General features: G+C 50.2%; 2 protein-coding genes and 5 tRNA genes (1 of these 7 only partly in view). 6 read left to right on the plus strand and 1 reads right to left on the minus strand.

Annotated elements, in window-relative coordinates; all coding sequences use genetic code 11:
• Nucleotides 1-17,899, plus strand: the 3' portion of a protein-coding gene (locus AC0VYI_RS09880; protein WP_475449030.1) for an Ig-like domain-containing protein. Its footprint begins 14,693 nt before the window's first position; 17,899 of the gene's 32,592 nt are visible here — the last part of the coding sequence; the start codon falls outside the window, past its left edge; its stop codon occupies nt 17,897-17,899.
• 115 nt (nt 17,900-18,014) lie between these two features.
• Here AC0VYI_RS09880 and msrA read toward each other — a convergent pair whose 3' ends face one another.
• Nucleotides 18,015-18,677, minus strand: coding sequence for a peptide-methionine (S)-S-oxide reductase MsrA (msrA, locus tag AC0VYI_RS09885; protein WP_475449031.1), 663 nt, complete (start codon nt 18,675-18,677; stop codon nt 18,015-18,017).
• Between the two features lie 304 nt (nt 18,678-18,981).
• Here msrA and AC0VYI_RS09890 point away from each other — a divergent pair.
• The 5 genes from AC0VYI_RS09890 to AC0VYI_RS09910 all read left to right on the plus strand — a co-directional run bounded on the left by AC0VYI_RS09890 (nt 18,982) and on the right by AC0VYI_RS09910 (nt 19,583).
• Nucleotides 18,982-19,058: transfer RNA gene (locus AC0VYI_RS09890), tRNA-Met, on the plus strand.
• Nucleotides 19,059-19,140: 82 nt separating this feature from the next.
• Nucleotides 19,141-19,217, plus strand: a tRNA-Met gene (locus tag AC0VYI_RS09895).
• 45 nt (nt 19,218-19,262) lie between these two features.
• Nucleotides 19,263-19,339: transfer RNA gene (locus tag AC0VYI_RS09900), tRNA-Met, on the plus strand.
• A 45-nt stretch (nt 19,340-19,384) separates the two neighbouring features.
• A tRNA-Met gene (locus tag AC0VYI_RS09905) sits at nt 19,385-19,461 on the plus strand.
• Between the two features lie 45 nt (nt 19,462-19,506).
• Nucleotides 19,507-19,583 (plus strand) — tRNA-Met (locus AC0VYI_RS09910).
• The last annotated feature ends 95 nt before the right edge of the window (nt 19,584-19,678 follow it).

Consider the following 19,678-nt stretch of genomic DNA (forward strand, 5'->3'; position numbering starts at 1 on the left):
GACAGAGGACAGCGCCAATGATAACGAGTACACCTATAAAGAAGGCGAGGTGACGTACAGCTACAACGCGACGACAGGCACGATCACGTGGACCGAAGCGACGCCAGCGGAAGGAAAAACGATCGATGTGAAAGCGACGCAAACGGACGTTGATGGCAACGTGTCGAAAGAAGGCGAAGCCAGCGCGGTTGTGGACACGGTGTTCGGAGACGGCGATCAAGAGAGCGCGACGTTTGCACCGAAGGTAACGATCCTAGACGGAGCGGAGATCAACGCGACAGAAGCGAAAGATGGCGTTCAGTTGAAAGTGGACGTGGATGCGGTGACGCTGAAAGCGGGCGGTTCGGTGACGTTGACCATCGACAATGGCGGCACTGAGCACGAAGTGACGTTGACTCAGTCAGCTATGACAGAGGACAGCGCCAATGATAACGAGTACACCTATAAAGAAGGCGAGGTGACGTACAGCTACAACGCGACGACAGGCACGATCACGTGGACCGAAGCGACGCCAGCGGAAGGAAAAACGATCGATGTGAAAGCGACGCAAACGGACGTTGATGGCAACGTGTCGAAAGAAGGCGAAGCCAGCGCGGTTGTGGACACGGTGTTCGGAGACGGCGATCAAGAGAGCGCGACGTTTGCACCGAAGGTAACGATCCTAGACGGAGCGGAGATCAACGCGACAGAAGCGAAAGATGGCGTTCAGTTGAAAGTGGACGTGGATGCGGTGACGCTGAAAGCGGGCGGTTCGGTGACGTTGACCATCGACAATGGCGGCACTGAGCACGAAGTGACGTTGACTCAGTCAGCTATGACAGAGGACAGCGCCAATGATAACGAGTACACCTATAAAGAAGGCGAGGTGACGTACAGCTACAACGCGACGACAGGCACGATCACGTGGACCGAAGCGACGCCAGCGGAAGGAAAAACGATCGATGTGAAAGCGACGCAAACGGACGTTGATGGCAACGTGTCGAAAGAAGGCGAAGCCAGCGCGGTTGTGGACACGGTGTTCGGAGACGGCGATCAAGAGAGCGCGACGTTTGCACCGAAGGTAACGATCCTAGACGGAGCGGAGATCAACGCGACAGAAGCGAAAGATGGCGTTCAGTTGAAAGTGGACGTGGATGCGGTGACGCTGAAAGCGGGCGGTTCGGTGACGTTGACCATCGACAATGGCGGCACTGAGCACGAAGTGACGTTGACTCAGTCAGCTATGACAGAGGACAGCGCCAATGATAACGAGTACACCTATAAAGAAGGCGAGGTGACGTACAGCTACAACGCGACGACAGGCACGATCACGTGGACCGAAGCGACGCCAGCGGAAGGAAAAACGATCGATGTGAAAGCGACGCAAACGGACGTTGATGGCAACGTGTCGAAAGAAGGCGAAGCCAGCGCGGTTGTGGACACGGTGTTCGGAGACGGCGATCAAGAGAGCGCGACGTTTGCACCGAAGGTAACGATCCTAGACGGAGCGGAGATCAACGCGACAGAAGCGAAAGATGGCGTTCAGTTGAAAGTGGACGTGGATGCGGTGACGCTGAAAGCGGGCGGTTCGGTGACGTTGACCATCGACAATGGCGGCACTGAGCACGAAGTGACGTTGACTCAGTCAGCTATGACAGAGGACAGCGCCAATGATAACGAGTACACCTATAAAGAAGGCGAGGTGACGTACAGCTACAACGCGACGACAGGCACGATCACGTGGACCGAAGCGACGCCAGCGGAAGGAAAAACGATCGATGTGAAAGCGACGCAAACGGACGTTGATGGCAACGTGTCGAAAGAAGGCGAAGCCAGCGCGGTTGTGGACACGGTGTTCGGAGACGGCGATCAAGAGAGCGCGACGTTTGCACCGAAGGTAACGATCCTAGACGGAGCGGAGATCAACGCGACAGAAGCGAAAGATGGCGTTCAGTTGAAAGTGGACGTGGATGCGGTGACGCTGAAAGCGGGCGGTTCGGTGACGTTGACCATCGACAATGGCGGCACTGAGCACGAAGTGACGTTGACTCAGTCAGCTATGACAGAGGACAGCGCCAATGATAACGAGTACACCTATAAAGAAGGCGAGGTGACGTACAGCTACAACGCGACGACAGGCACGATCACGTGGACCGAAGCGACGCCAGCGGAAGGAAAAACGATCGATGTGAAAGCGACGCAAACGGACGTTGATGGCAACGTGTCGAAAGAAGGCGAAGCCAGCGCGGTTGTGGACACGGTGTTCGGAGACGGCGATCAAGAGAGCGCGACGTTTGCACCGAAGGTAACGATCCTAGACGGAGCGGAGATCAACGCGACAGAAGCGAAAGATGGCGTTCAGTTGAAAGTGGACGTGGATGCGGTGACGCTGAAAGCGGGCGGTTCGGTGACGTTGACCATCGACAATGGCGGCACTGAGCACGAAGTGACGTTGACTCAGTCAGCTATGACAGAGGACAGCGCCAATGATAACGAGTACACCTATAAAGAAGGCGAGGTGACGTACAGCTACAACGCGACGACAGGCACGATCACGTGGACCGAAGCGACGCCAGCGGAAGGAAAAACGATCGATGTGAAAGCGACGCAAACGGACGTTGATGGCAACGTGTCGAAAGAAGGCGAAGCCAGCGCGGTTGTGGACACGGTGTTCGGAGACGGCGATCAAGAGAGCGCGACGTTTGCACCGAAGGTAACGATCCTAGACGGAGCGGAGATCAACGCGACAGAAGCGAAAGATGGCGTTCAGTTGAAAGTGGACGTGGATGCGGTGACGCTGAAAGCGGGCGGTTCGGTGACGTTGACCATCGACAATGGCGGCACTGAGCACGAAGTGACGTTGACTCAGTCAGCTATGACAGAGGACAGCGCCAATGATAACGAGTACACCTATAAAGAAGGCGAGGTGACGTACAGCTACAACGCGACGACAGGCACGATCACGTGGACCGAAGCGACGCCAGCGGAAGGAAAAACGATCGATGTGAAAGCGACGCAAACGGACGTTGATGGCAACGTGTCGAAAGAAGGCGAAGCCAGCGCGGTTGTGGACACGGTGTTCGGAGACGGCGATCAAGAGAGCGCGACGTTTGCACCGAAGGTAACGATCCTAGACGGAGCGGAGATCAACGCGACAGAAGCGAAAGATGGCGTTCAGTTGAAAGTGGACGTGGATGCGGTGACGCTGAAAGCGGGCGGTTCGGTGACGTTGACCATCGACAATGGCGGCACTGAGCACGAAGTGACGTTGACTCAGTCAGCTATGACAGAGGACAGCGCCAATGATAACGAGTACACCTATAAAGAAGGCGAGGTGACGTACAGCTACAACGCGACGACAGGCACGATCACGTGGACCGAAGCGACGCCAGCGGAAGGAAAAACGATCGATGTGAAAGCGACGCAAACGGACGTTGATGGCAACGTGTCGAAAGAAGGCGAAGCCAGCGCGGTTGTGGACACGGTGTTCGGAGACGGCGATCAAGAGAGCGCGACGTTTGCACCGAAGGTAACGATCCTAGACGGAGCGGAGATCAACGCGACAGAAGCGAAAGATGGCGTTCAGTTGAAAGTGGACGTGGATGCGGTGACGCTGAAAGCGGGCGGTTCGGTGACGTTGACCATCGACAATGGCGGCACTGAGCACGAAGTGACGTTGACTCAGTCAGCTATGACAGAGGACAGCGCCAATGATAACGAGTACACCTATAAAGAAGGCGAGGTGACGTACAGCTACAACGCGACGACAGGCACGATCACGTGGACCGAAGCGACGCCAGCGGAAGGAAAAACGATCGATGTGAAAGCGACGCAAACGGACGTTGATGGCAACGTGTCGAAAGAAGGCGAAGCCAGCGCGGTTGTGGACACGGTGTTCGGAGACGGCGATCAAGAGAGCGCGACGTTTGCACCGAAGGTAACGATCCTAGACGGAGCGGAGATCAACGCGACAGAAGCGAAAGATGGCGTTCAGTTGAAAGTGGACGTGGATGCGGTGACGCTGAAAGCGGGCGGTTCGGTGACGTTGACCATCGACAATGGCGGCACTGAGCACGAAGTGACGTTGACTCAGTCAGCTATGACAGAGGACAGCGCCAATGATAACGAGTACACCTATAAAGAAGGCGAGGTGACGTACAGCTACAACGCGACGACAGGCACGATCACGTGGACCGAAGCGACGCCAGCGGAAGGAAAAACGATCGATGTGAAAGCGACGCAAACGGACGTTGATGGCAACGTGTCGAAAGAAGGCGAAGCCAGCGCGGTTGTGGACACGGTGTTCGGAGACGGCGATCAAGAGAGCGCGACGTTTGCACCGAAGGTAACGATCCTAGACGGAGCGGAGATCAACGCGACAGAAGCGAAAGATGGCGTTCAGTTGAAAGTGGACGTGGATGCGGTGACGCTGAAAGCGGGCGGTTCGGTGACGTTGACCATCGACAATGGCGGCACTGAGCACGAAGTGACGTTGACTCAGTCAGCTATGACAGAGGACAGCGCCAATGATAACGAGTACACCTATAAAGAAGGCGAGGTGACGTACAGCTACAACGCGACGACAGGCACGATCACGTGGACCGAAGCGACGCCAGCGGAAGGAAAAACGATCGATGTGAAAGCGACGCAAACGGACGTTGATGGCAACGTGTCGAAAGAAGGCGAAGCCAGCGCGGTTGTGGACACGGTGTTCGGAGACGGCGATCAAGAGAGCGCGACGTTTGCACCGAAGGTAACGATCCTAGACGGAGCGGAGATCAACGCGACAGAAGCGAAAGATGGCGTTCAGTTGAAAGTGGACGTGGATGCGGTGACGCTGAAAGCGGGCGGTTCGGTGACGTTGACCATCGACAATGGCGGCACTGAGCACGAAGTGACGTTGACTCAGTCAGCTATGACAGAGGACAGCGCCAATGATAACGAGTACACCTATAAAGAAGGCGAGGTGACGTACAGCTACAACGCGACGACAGGCACGATCACGTGGACCGAAGCGACGCCAGCGGAAGGAAAAACGATCGATGTGAAAGCGACGCAAACGGACGTTGATGGCAACGTGTCGAAAGAAGGCGAAGCCAGCGCGGTTGTGGACACGGTGTTCGGAGACGGCGATCAAGAGAGCGCGACGTTTGCACCGAAGGTAACGATCCTAGACGGAGCGGAGATCAACGCGACAGAAGCGAAAGATGGCGTTCAGTTGAAAGTGGACGTGGATGCGGTGACGCTGAAAGCGGGCGGTTCGGTGACGTTGACCATCGACAATGGCGGCACTGAGCACGAAGTGACGTTGACTCAGTCAGCTATGACAGAGGACAGCGCCAATGATAACGAGTACACCTATAAAGAAGGCGAGGTGACGTACAGCTACAACGCGACGACAGGCACGATCACGTGGACCGAAGCGACGCCAGCGGAAGGAAAAACGATCGATGTGAAAGCGACGCAAACGGACGTTGATGGCAACGTGTCGAAAGAAGGCGAAGCCAGCGCGGTTGTGGACACGGTGTTCGGAGACGGCGATCAAGAGAGCGCGACGTTTGCACCGAAGGTAACGATCCTAGACGGAGCGGAGATCAACGCGACAGAAGCGAAAGATGGCGTTCAGTTGAAAGTGGACGTGGATGCGGTGACGCTGAAAGCGGGCGGTTCGGTGACGTTGACCATCGACAATGGCGGCACTGAGCACGAAGTGACGTTGACTCAGTCAGCTATGACAGAGGACAGCGCCAATGATAACGAGTACACCTATAAAGAAGGCGAGGTGACGTACAGCTACAACGCGACGACAGGCACGATCACGTGGACCGAAGCGACGCCAGCGGAAGGAAAAACGATCGATGTGAAAGCGACGCAAACGGACGTTGATGGCAACGTGTCGAAAGAAGGCGAAGCCAGCGCGGTTGTGGACACGGTGTTCGGAGACGGCGATCAAGAGAGCGCGACGTTTGCACCGAAGGTAACGATCCTAGACGGAGCGGAGATCAACGCGACAGAAGCGAAAGATGGCGTTCAGTTGAAAGTGGACGTGGATGCGGTGACGCTGAAAGCGGGCGGTTCGGTGACGTTGACCATCGACAATGGCGGCACTGAGCACGAAGTGACGTTGACTCAGTCAGCTATGACAGAGGACAGCGCCAATGATAACGAGTACACCTATAAAGAAGGCGAGGTGACGTACAGCTACAACGCGACGACAGGCACGATCACGTGGACCGAAGCGACGCCAGCGGAAGGAAAAACGATCGATGTGAAAGCGACGCAAACGGACGTTGATGGCAACGTGTCGAAAGAAGGCGAAGCCAGCGCGGTTGTGGACACGGTGTTCGGAGACGGCGATCAAGAGAGCGCGACGTTTGCACCGAAGGTAACGATCCTAGACGGAGCGGAGATCAACGCGACAGAAGCGAAAGATGGCGTTCAGTTGAAAGTGGACGTGGATGCGGTGACGCTGAAAGCGGGCGGTTCGGTGACGTTGACCATCGACAATGGCGGCACTGAGCACGAAGTGACGTTGACTCAGTCAGCTATGACAGAGGACAGCGCCAATGATAACGAGTACACCTATAAAGAAGGCGAGGTGACGTACAGCTACAACGCGACGACAGGCACGATCACGTGGACCGAAGCGACGCCAGCGGAAGGAAAAACGATCGATGTGAAAGCGACGCAAACGGACGTTGATGGCAACGTGTCGAAAGAAGGCGAAGCCAGCGCGGTTGTGGACACGGTGTTCGGAGACGGCGATCAAGAGAGCGCGACGTTTGCACCGAAGGTAACGATCCTAGACGGAGCGGAGATCAACGCGACAGAAGCGAAAGATGGCGTTCAGTTGAAAGTGGACGTGGATGCGGTGACGCTGAAAGCGGGCGGTTCGGTGACGTTGACCATCGACAATGGCGGCACTGAGCACGAAGTGACGTTGACTCAGTCAGCTATGACAGAGGACAGCGCCAATGATAACGAGTACACCTATAAAGAAGGCGAGGTGACGTACAGCTACAACGCGACGACAGGCACGATCACGTGGACCGAAGCGACGCCAGCGGAAGGAAAAACGATCGATGTGAAAGCGACGCAAACGGACGTTGATGGCAACGTGTCGAAAGAAGGCGAAGCCAGCGCGGTTGTGGACACGGTGTTCGGAGACGGCGATCAAGAGAGCGCGACGTTTGCACCGAAGGTAACGATCCTAGACGGAGCGGAGATCAACGCGACAGAAGCGAAAGATGGCGTTCAGTTGAAAGTGGACGTGGATGCGGTGACGCTGAAAGCGGGCGGTTCGGTGACGTTGACCATCGACAATGGCGGCACTGAGCACGAAGTGACGTTGACTCAGTCAGCTATGACAGAGGACAGCGCCAATGATAACGAGTACACCTATAAAGAAGGCGAGGTGACGTACAGCTACAACGCGACGACAGGCACGATCACGTGGACCGAAGCGACGCCAGCGGAAGGAAAAACGATCGATGTGAAAGCGACGCAAACGGACGTTGATGGCAACGTGTCGAAAGAAGGCGAAGCCAGCGCGGTTGTGGACACGGTGTTCGGAGACGGCGATCAAGAGAGCGCGACGTTTGCACCGAAGGTAACGATCCTAGACGGAGCGGAGATCAACGCGACAGAAGCGAAAGATGGCGTTCAGTTGAAAGTGGACGTGGATGCGGTGACGCTGAAAGCGGGCGGTTCGGTGACGTTGACCATCGACAATGGCGGCACTGAGCACGAAGTGACGTTGACTCAGTCAGCTATGACAGAGGACAGCGCCAATGATAACGAGTACACCTATAAAGAAGGCGAGGTGACGTACAGCTACAACGCGACGACAGGCACGATCACGTGGACCGAAGCGACGCCAGCGGAAGGAAAAACGATCGATGTGAAAGCGACGCAAACGGACGTTGATGGCAACGTGTCGAAAGAAGGCGAAGCCAGCGCGGTTGTGGACACGGTGTTCGGAGACGGCGATCAAGAGAGCGCGACGTTTGCACCGAAGGTAACGATCCTAGACGGAGCGGAGATCAACGCGACAGAAGCGAAAGATGGCGTTCAGTTGAAAGTGGACGTGGATGCGGTGACGCTGAAAGCGGGCGGTTCGGTGACGTTGACCATCGACAATGGCGGCACTGAGCACGAAGTGACGTTGACTCAGTCAGCTATGACAGAGGACAGCGCCAATGATAACGAGTACACCTATAAAGAAGGCGAGGTGACGTACAGCTACAACGCGACGACAGGCACGATCACGTGGACCGAAGCGACGCCAGCGGAAGGAAAAACGATCGATGTGAAAGCGACGCAAACGGACGTTGATGGCAACGTGTCGAAAGAAGGCGAAGCCAGCGCGGTTGTGGACACGGTGTTCGGAGACGGCGATCAAGAGAGCGCGACGTTTGCACCGAAGGTAACGATCCTAGACGGAGCGGAGATCAACGCGACAGAAGCGAAAGATGGCGTTCAGTTGAAAGTGGACGTGGATGCGGTGACGCTGAAAGCGGGCGGTTCGGTGACGTTGACCATCGACAATGGCGGCACTGAGCACGAAGTGACGTTGACTCAGTCAGCTATGACAGAGGACAGCGCCAATGATAACGAGTACACCTATAAAGAAGGCGAGGTGACGTACAGCTACAACGCGACGACAGGCACGATCACGTGGACCGAAGCGACGCCAGCGGAAGGAAAAACGATCGATGTGAAAGCGACGCAAACGGACGTTGATGGCAACGTGTCGAAAGAAGGCGAAGCCAGCGCGGTTGTGGACACGGTGTTCGGAGACGGCGATCAAGAGAGCGCGACGTTTGCACCGAAGGTAACGATCCTAGACGGAGCGGAGATCAACGCGACAGAAGCGAAAGATGGCGTTCAGTTGAAAGTGGACGTGGATGCGGTGACGCTGAAAGCGGGCGGTTCGGTGACGTTGACCATCGACAATGGCGGCACTGAGCACGAAGTGACGTTGACTCAGTCAGCTATGACAGAGGACAGCGCCAATGATAACGAGTACACCTATAAAGAAGGCGAGGTGACGTACAGCTACAACGCGACGACAGGCACGATCACGTGGACCGAAGCGACGCCAGCGGAAGGAAAAACGATCGATGTGAAAGCGACGCAAACGGACGTTGATGGCAACGTGTCGAAAGAAGGCGAAGCCAGCGCGGTTGTGGACACGGTGTTCGGAGACGGCGATCAAGAGAGCGCGACGTTTGCACCGAAGGTAACGATCCTAGACGGAGCGGAGATCAACGCGACAGAAGCGAAAGATGGCGTTCAGTTGAAAGTGGACGTGGATGCGGTGACGCTGAAAGCGGGCGGTTCGGTGACGTTGACCATCGACAATGGCGGCACTGAGCACGAAGTGACGTTGACTCAGTCAGCTATGACAGAGGACAGCGCCAATGATAACGAGTACACCTATAAAGAAGGCGAGGTGACGTACAGCTACAACGCGACGACAGGCACGATCACGTGGACCGAAGCGACGCCAGCGGAAGGAAAAACGATCGATGTGAAAGCGACGCAAACGGACGTTGATGGCAACGTGTCGAAAGAAGGCGAAGCCAGCGCGGTTGTGGACACGGTGTTCGGAGACGGCGATCAAGAGAGCGCGACGTTTGCACCGAAGGTAACGATCCTAGACGGAGCGGAGATCAACGCGACAGAAGCGAAAGATGGCGTTCAGTTGAAAGTGGACGTGGATGCGGTGACGCTGAAAGCGGGCGGTTCGGTGACGTTGACCATCGACAATGGCGGCACTGAGCACGAAGTGACGTTGACTCAGTCAGCTATGACAGAGGACAGCGCCAATGATAACGAGTACACCTATAAAGAAGGCGAGGTGACGTACAGCTACAACGCGACGACAGGCACGATCACGTGGACCGAAGCGACGCCAGCGGAAGGAAAAACGATCGATGTGAAAGCGACGCAAACGGACGTTGATGGCAACGTGTCGAAAGAAGGCGAAGCCAGCGCGGTTGTGGACACCACGATCAGCAAACCAACGATCGACCTGAACGCGGGCAGCGACAGTGGCGACAGTAACAGCGACAACCTGACTAATGACACCACCCCGACGTTTACGTTGGGCAATATCGACAGTGATGCTAAATCGGTGCAAGTCTTTAATGGCACCACCTTATTAGGCAATGCCAGCTTGGTTGGTGGGGTCTGGACCTATACGGCGAGCGCGGGTCAGTTGTCCGAGGGCAGCAATGACTTATCTGTCAAAGTGACGGATAAGGCAGGCAATAGCGCGACTTCCGATGCGCTTGATGTCACCTTAGACACGAGTGCAAGTGCAACGATTACGATTGATACGATTGCGGGCGACAATGTGCTTACAGCCGCTGAAGCCGGAGGGCCTATTACCATTACTGGCACAGTCGGTGGCGATGCGGCAGTGGGAGATCAAGTAACGCTTAAAGCAAACGCTATTACTGAGATCGGAACTGGGACCGTTATAAAATCAAGTACTGGAGAGCTGATCTACAGTATTACTGTTGATGGTAAAGACTTGGTGGGTAGTAATAATGTGCAGGCCATTGTTACCGGAACAGATGCAGCGGGTAATAGTTTTGAAGCAAAATCGGACACTTTGGATGGGCGTTATCAAGATCATTCAACCGTTTACGCCTCCATTGACGATGATGGTTTTGCGATTGAGGGGGATAATGCGATTTTCACTGTCTCTTTGAGTCAACCTTCTTCTGACGATGTGAAAATTAAGGTCTCAACGGTATTTGATACGGCTAGTCCTGCTGATATTGGAGTGATGACAGCCAGTTATACAGATGAAAACGATGTTGTGCATGCTTTAGCTATTAGCTCGGACGGTATTATTGATGTCCCAGCTGGTGTGACGAAAGTGATACTCAATGTTCCGACGATTGATGATTCTATTGTTGAAGGCTATGAGACGTTCGGCGTAAAAGTGGAAGGAATATCGGGTGTTTCTTCTAACTCAGATACTGCAACGACAACCATTATTGATAATGATCTTCCAACGCCAACGATAACAATTACTGAAGATATTAATAAAGATGGCTTTATTGATAAGAGTGAGTTGTCAGGTGACATTGATGTGAAAGTAGGTTTGCCTAAGGGTGTTCTTGAAGGTCAGACAATTGTTGTTTCTGATGGTACAACGACGCATGATATCAAATTAGACGCGGCAGCAATTAGCGCAGGCTTCGTGACCAGCTCGTTCGCGAGTCCCGGGGAAGGCAAAACGATTACGGTTACTGCGACGTTGACTGATATCTTTGGCAATAAGTCTGCAGATGCGACAGATAGTGCTGTTATCGATACTCAAATCAGCACACCAACCATTGATCTTAACGACGCAAGTGATTCGGGCGTATCAGATACAGACAACTTAACGAATGACACAACACCGACGTTTACGTTGGGTAATATTGACCCAGATGTAGACAAAGTTGAAGTGTTTGATGGTAGTACGTCGTTAGGTGAAGCCACAAAAAATGCCGAAGGTAAGTGGACCTTTACTGCAGAGTCTGGTGATTTATCAGAAGGTCAAAATAACCTAACAGTCAAAGTGACGGATAATGCTGGAAATACCGCGACATCTGAGACGCTTGATGTCACCTTAGATACTAAGGTAACGGTTGACGCGGGTATTTCTGTTGAATTTTTACATACCAATACAACGACTGTTGCGTCTCAATCTGCTCAGCTTTTGGGTAGTTTGTCTTCGTTCCTTAATGGTCAGAAGAACATTCAATCTGAAACGGAAGTTCAGCTAGAAAAAGATGTATTTGGGAATACCAAGTTTCTGCAATTTAATTTAGAAGCGTCGGCATTAGGTGGTGGAGACTTTGGTCTCTATAAACCGGATACAAAAGATATCAATAGTATTGTCTTTAATCCATCAGCGCCTTTGGTTGTGCCTGCTGCAACGGTGACTGAGCCTGATACAACAGGTGTACCTGTGCATACTGAGAAGCTTACAGGTCTCTCCTACTACCAAATGACATCTGATGATGAAGTATTTGCGAAGGATACGGTTCAGCTAGATACAATAAAAGCAAATGACAACGATAATTTCCTCGAGTTTGAAGGTGACTTAAAAGGCTCAACCATTGTTACCGAAGATGGTGATGATATAGTTGTTGCTAATGGCAACCTTGGTGGTTCTACCATTTTATTAGGTGATGGAAATGATCAAATAAAAGTGGACGGCAAGCTTTCTGGCTCGACCATTAATGCAGGTAATGGTGATGATATTATTGAAGCGACTGGAGATATGGGAGCTTCCACTTTTATTACTGGAGATGGCAAGGATTCTGTGAATCTCTCTGGTCAAATGCATGCATCCACTATTAATACGGGTAATGGCAATGATTCAGTAACTTTATCTGGTCAGATGCAAGCGTCTAGTATTTATACAGGCGGTGGAGATGATGTCGTTGTCGTAGATGGCCCAATGCAGGCTTCTAGTATTTATACCGGAGACGGCAACGACATCGTTGTTGTTGATGGTGATATGGGGGCATCGACTATAGCTACCGGAGCTGGCAACGATATTATTGCTATTAATGACTTAGGGTGGTCTACCGTAAACGGTGGCTCCGGTACGGATGTTTTATATTTAGGTAAGACTGCCGATCATTATAAATTTGAGTCTATTACTTTTAGCTGTGATGTGAATGGCCTAGGCAATATGAATGGTATCTTGGTAGACAAAGATACTGGAGAGAAGCTGTTCTTTTATAACATCGAAGGTTTTGGTTTTGGTAAAGGGGATGGAGTTGCCCTGACAAACACGGAAACCACTTATGAATATAAGGTTGATATTAGTGCCGCAGTAACCAGTGTTGCGGATAACGCAGCGACGTTGACTGTTACTATTACAGGAGTACCAGATAACGCAACCCTTAGTGAAGGTACTAAAAATAGTGATGGTACATGGTCAATCAATGTACCTCATAATAGTGAGGCTCTTGATTCTATCGATAAAGATCTCACGATGACAGTACCAGACGGAAACACAAACTTCTCACTCGGTATTACTGCAAAAGCTACGGATGCTGCTGGCAACACCGACACGGCTTACGGCAGTAGTACTATTGAAGGTGCGACAGAGGCTCCTGTTGTCACGATTGTTGATGATGCTAATCACGACGGCTTTATAAATAAAGCTGAGTTGGCAACTGGTGGGGACGGTGTTCAAATACAAGTTGCTGTTGATAATAGTCAGCTTGAAGCGGGTGGTAACGTGACGTTGACCATCGACAATGGCGAGACTGAATCGACTGTTATTTTGAGTTTGAAAGACGGCAAATTGCTTGACTCAGATGGCAAAGAATATAGCTATGATTCATCGACTGGTACGATTCGTTTTACAGAGACAGTGGCTGACGGGGCTGATATTAGTGTCGCTGCGATACAAACCAATAGCTTAGGTGTTGTGTCAGAACAAGGCCAAAGCAGTGCTATCGTTGATACCACAGCCACAGCGGCTCCCTTAGTGATGATTATGGATGACCGCAATCACAACGGTGTCATTTCTAAAGCTGAGTTAGCCTTATATGGGCCTGGTGTTCAGGTAAGTGTTACCGTAAATGGGAAAGAGTTAGAAGCGCCAAATGGCTCGGTATCATTGAATATTACCAATAATGGTGTTGTGACGGCCGTCGCTCTGTCTTTAATTGCAAATGAGGATGGTAGCTATAAAGTTGTTAGCTCTGATGCGGATGACCCTCGTACCTATAGTTATAGTGATAACAAGATTACTTGGACAGAAACTGTAGATGAAGGCGCAAGCATTGATGTTAAAGCAACGCAAACGGATAGTGCTGGTAATGTATCTGAACCAGGTGAGGATAGTGCGACAGTAGACATTACTCATACTCATTCAGACACAGGGGATGGAACAGAAGACCATATCTTATCTGTCAATGCTGATAAAGGTGTGTTGTCTAACGATTCAGACTTAGATGGTGGGCTGAAGGTTTCTACCTTTACAGTTGAGGGCGATAGTACATCACATTCGGTGGGTAGTACGGTTGTTATCAAAGGAACGAGCGGGGTTGATGAAGGGAAGGATGTCGGCACCCTAACCTTAAATGCAGATGGTTCCTATAAATTTGTACCGACGGCAAATTGGTCTGGTGATGTTCCACAAGTGACTTATACAACGTCGACTGGGGCCAGTAATACGTTATCCATTGAAATAAAAGCAGTAGCCGATACGCCAGAGTTTGATACCACTAGTGTTCACTCTAATGGCCTGAACTATCATGTTTGGAATGGTGTGGATTCAGGAGCAGGTCTTAATGCAGAAGGTGGAAAGGGTGTTGATCCTGCTAGATTAGCTGAAATTGTTGCTAGTCATAGTGACGATAAGGCGGCTGTAAGTTCAACCGTAGATGGCATATTTGCTGCGCCATCTAAGGACGTTGGTACGCTAACGGTCATTAATGGATTTATCTACCTTGAGAAAGGAAGTACATACCAATTTACTGGTACTGGAGACGATAGTCTCTATATTAAAGTTGGTGCAGAAGTCGATGCCCATGCGGAATGGGGGGATAAAAAAGGGGAGATTCTTGGTGACCCGCTTAAGGTGGAAGAGTCAGGGTATTATCCGATTGTGTTTGCTCACCATAATCAAAATGGGCCAGGTGATTACAATGTATCCGTCAGTATAAATAATGGTGACCCCGTCACATTAGATACTGAGCACTTTGAATTATTTACCGATGTAAAAGCGATTGAAGACGCTGGCATCGCAGTAAGTGATGATGATGGTCACTTAGATTATTACGTGCCTGAGGTACGCGATGAAGGGGCAAGTACGTCCAATATTCCTCTTACTGGTTTTACGGTCACCACCCCTGATAAAGATGGTTCTGAAACCTTGGGTACCACCGTGACGGGTGCACCTGTTGGTACGACGTTAACCATTACTGATTCGCAAGGTCACCCTGTTACCTATACCTTCGAATCGACAAATCAAGTGATTGATCTTGGTACGACGACTGATTTTAATAATATGTCGATCAAGGCTCCGAATGATTATTCAGGTAGCTTCTCTTTAGCGTTTACAGCGACATCGACTGAAGCAAGTGATGACAGTAAAGCGAGTGCGACAAAAGAGATCAATGTCACGGTCGATAATATACCAACAGCCTCTGGTGGTAGTGTAGAGGGTGTTGAGGATACGGCTTTATCGCTTAGCTGGAGTGAGCTTAATATTAGTGATTCGAATAGCGACTCGTCGTTAAGTATCAAAGTGACTCAGCTTTCAGGTGGCGGTGAACTGCAAGTCCAAGGTGATAATGGAAGCTGGCACGCAGTGGTCGTTGGAAGTGAATTGACTAAGGCACAATTCGATGGGGAGCATGTTCGTTTTGTTCCCAGTGAAAATGAGTCTGGTTTTAATGGTTATGGCGGTAAAGGAGTAGGTGATCAGCAAGCTGATTACGCTCATATTGGCTTTAAACCGGTTGATAGTCACGGGCTAGAAGGAGACGAAGCCACGCTAGCAGTGGATATTAAGCCAGTTGCTGATGCGCCTGATTTGGCCATTTCGATTGGCGATCTGGTGGATAGTGATGCTTCTGAGGTCGTTGTTAAAAATGGCGAAACATCTGTCTTTACGATTCAAGGAGGAAATGTTTCTCTTAGTGGTGGCGGTGTTGTCATTAATGCGAGCGACAGTACCTACAATTCTTCAGGTAATATTAATGATAATAACTCCTCCCAAGGTCATGCCGATGTTATCGTGGTCAATGGTCTATTTTCAGGTATTGGGAATAAAGGACTAAATTCGATTACTGGTGGGGGGCATGATTATCTATATCTGACAGGATCACAAAGCGATTATACATGCAGTAATTATATCAATAACAATGGATTGATCCACTTGAAGGTCACTGACGCAAATGGATCGACTGTTGTTGTGAATAATATTGTTGGTGTTGTCTTTGGTGACGGAACATCCTACAAAAATCTACTGACGACGACACAATCTGAAGGCAGTGAAACCCATGATCTTAATCTATCTGCTGAACTGACTGATACCGATGGTAGCGAGACATTAAGTGGCATTACACTTTCTGGAGTGCCAACAGGAGCGGTCATACATGGAGATGGTGTTAGTAAACTAGAAAATGGTAACTGGTATATTGATAATCCTAAGGGTAAGGATCTAAAAGATCTAGGGTTAACCATTACCGTACCGAATGGCTCAGATACATATGCTATTACGGCGACAGCAACCTCATCAGAAAGTGTTGGCGGTGACAGTGAGTCCGCTCATATGTCAGCTCAGCACGCAGAGCTAAATTTAGCGAGTGTTATATCGGTAGAGTCATCTGTTCAGTTTACTGATGACAAATTTAACGATTTGACGAGAGATAGTTCCAGTGCAACCGATAGTCAATTAACTTGGGGAGCTGATAGCACCTATGGTAGAAGTGCATTGAGTGTTGAGAATGTTGCTTCATCGAATAATATTAACACCGGAGATGAATTCGTTGTTGCTAAACTGACTCACGTTAATGAGGAGACAAGCATATACAAAGACAGTTTAGTCTCAACGAACTTAACCATTACCACCGCTTTGACGATTAATGGAACGGTGGTAAACGTGGATTTATCGTCTTTGATTGCAGCGGATGACACATTGAACTCAGGCTCTCAGACAGGTGATTCGCTGACTTTGACAGCATCCAGTGTACCGGTTGAGGTGAATGGTGTTAGTTACAAAGTGTCTTTGGATGGTTTCTTAGACAGTAATAACCAAGTTGTGACGACTGTAACGACTCCTGAAAATCAAACGGATACGTACTCTATTGTGGCTCATGTAGAGCCTGTTAACTCAGATTCACTGAATTCGATAACAGGTACATTACATACGGAAGCGACTGCTGACGATCCTGTAGACCATGTTGTCGCAAGCGTGAGTCAGCCTGGAGATGAACTTTCTACTGTTGATGGCGTCAGTACCATTACTAATGATCAGGGCGTATTTAGTGTAAGCGCTGATGGCCACTACACCTATACGGCCAGTGATAGCCTCATAGGATCATTAAGTAAAGGTCATTCTCAAGACGTGAATTACGAGTATACCGTGGTTGATAAGGACGGTGATTCGGTCACCAATAGCATCAATATTACCGTTCATGGTACAGGAAGTACGGTTACTGAATCGAGTGGCACCACTTTTGAGTCTGGTGCATCGGCTATAGAAAATGCAGCTGGTTATGATGGTAATCCTTTAAATACTAATAAGTACGACTCAGGTTGGAGTCGTACCTTTTGGGGTGACGATCCTAATTACTCGCAGAGTGGTAACGATACGATTCATGGTAACGGCGGAGACGATACTATCTATGGTTTGGGCGGAAACGATTTGCTTACCGGTGATGATGGTGATGATAAACTATACGGTGGAGACGGTAATGACTACTTATTAGGTGGTAGTGGCGATGATACGCTATTTGGTGGCGATGGTAATGATGTCTTGGACGGTGGATCTGGTCACAACGTCCTCACTGGCGGAGACGGTACTGGTATCAGTACCGGTGACGATTTATTTGTTTTAGATAAAGGCGCTACCAATACCATTACTGACTTTAATGCCAAAGATGATGCGTTAGACATAACGGATTTATTGTCTGGTGCGACAGGTGATCCTGGTAAGGATGCATCCACTGATGCGATTGAAAGCTTCCTATCAGCCCATGTGTCGGTCACCGACAAACACGTTAAAGTTGATGGTCACGATGTGGCAACTTTTGGCAGTGGCAATTCTGGTATTGCGGATCATACATCATTTGACTCCAACGGTGATGGTCATGTAAACAGTACTGATTCGGTCAAAGTGGTTTACAACGATCACGAGTACAATATCAACCTAGACGGTTAAGTCTTTTCTTTACCGATAGATGGATGAAAAAAGCCCGAATTACTTTGTAACTCGGGCTTTTTTACGTCTTCAATGTAATGAATAAAACGGACTGTTTTGTGGATAGACTCCGTGTTTATACGCCTAAGCCAATGGGGCAACTGACGCCAGTGCCCGCGAGTCCACAATAGCCATTTGGGTTTTTGTGTAAGTACTGTTGATGGTATTCTTCTGCGAAATAGTAAGTTTCTAAACGTTCTATCTCGGTGGTGATCATCGCGTAGCCTGCTTCTAAGAGCTGTTTTTGATAGGCCGCTTTGCTAGCTTCTGCGATGGCAATATCGTCATCACTCATGACATAAATAGCAGAGCGGTATTGACTACCAATATCGTTGCCTTGACGCATTCCCTGTGTTGGGTCATGGTTTTCCCAAAAGACTTTCAAAATGGCTTCTAATGACGTTTCTTTTTTATTAAATAAGACTTTTACCACTTCAGCATGACCCGTTTGGCCTGAACAGACTTCCTCATAGGTTGGGTTAGGCGTGAAGCCGCCTGCATAGCCAACTGATGTGGCTACAACACCAGGCGTATTCCAGAGCTGACGTTCCGCTCCCCAAAAACATCCCATTCCTAGTACAACTTCACTCTCATCGGCACTTGGTTGACGTGTCATGGATTCTGAATTGACGGCATGAATGCCAGAGATAGAAAGCGGTTCCGGCCTGCCCGATAGGGCAGCTTCTTTGTTCGCGGGTAAGGAAGACTTTTTAAGAATTTTTTCAATACTATTTGACACGATTCTTCTCCAATAGCGCATGCTCTGCTCAAGCATAATGAATGGTTGTTGAGGATGTTAATAGTGTTGTAATCATAAAATACAATGCATAAATGATTGAACATTGTTGTTGCGTTTTATTTGCATTATTTCGCGCTAAGTTTTTCTTTTTTAAAATAAAAAAGGCAAAATGAATAATTCCCTGTTGACTATTTTTATAACTTACCTATAATACGCACCTCGTTGAGACGGGGAAAGCAAAATAAATTGTTGCTTTTAAGTTAACGCCTATCTTAACGTTTCACTTTGTGAAAAAAGAATTAGTCGCGGGATGGAGCAGTCTGGTAGCTCGTCGGGCTCATAACCCGAAGGTCGTTGGTTCGAATCCGGCTCCCGCAACCAATCTACTGTAAGATCGTTGGTACTCTTTTTACTAGAAAAGGGCTCCCACAATCCTTTCAGAAACACATCGTAAAAAATTAGTCGCGGGATGGAGCAGTCTGGTAGCTCGTCGGGCTCATAACCCGAAGGTCGTTGGTTCGAATCCGGCTCCCGCAACCACTTCAATGAAATGCAAATTTGCTTGTGACAAGATCACAAATCTGACGCGGGATGGAGCAGTCTGGTAGCTCGTCGGGCTCATAACCCGAAGGTCGTTGGTTCGAATCCGGCTCCCGCAACCACTTCAATGAAATGCAAATTTGCTTGTGACAAGATCACAAATCTGACGCGGGATGGAGCAGTCTGGTAGCTCGTCGGGCTCATAACCCGAAGGTCGTTGGTTCGAATCCGGCTCCCGCAACCACTTCAATGAAATGCAAATTTGCTTGTGACAAGATCACAAATCTGACGCGGGATGGAGCAGTCTGGTAGCTCGTCGGGCTCATAACCCGAAGGTCGTTGGTTCGAATCCGGCTCCCGCAACCACTTCAATGAAATGCAAATTTGCTTGTGACAAGGTCACAAATCTGACGCGGGATGGAGCAGTCTGGTAGCTCGTCGGGCTCAGCCTTTTACCCATT

The organism is Marinomonas sp. 63XJN7_9_ISO-PGPR-S23-217 (assembly GCF_056173515.1).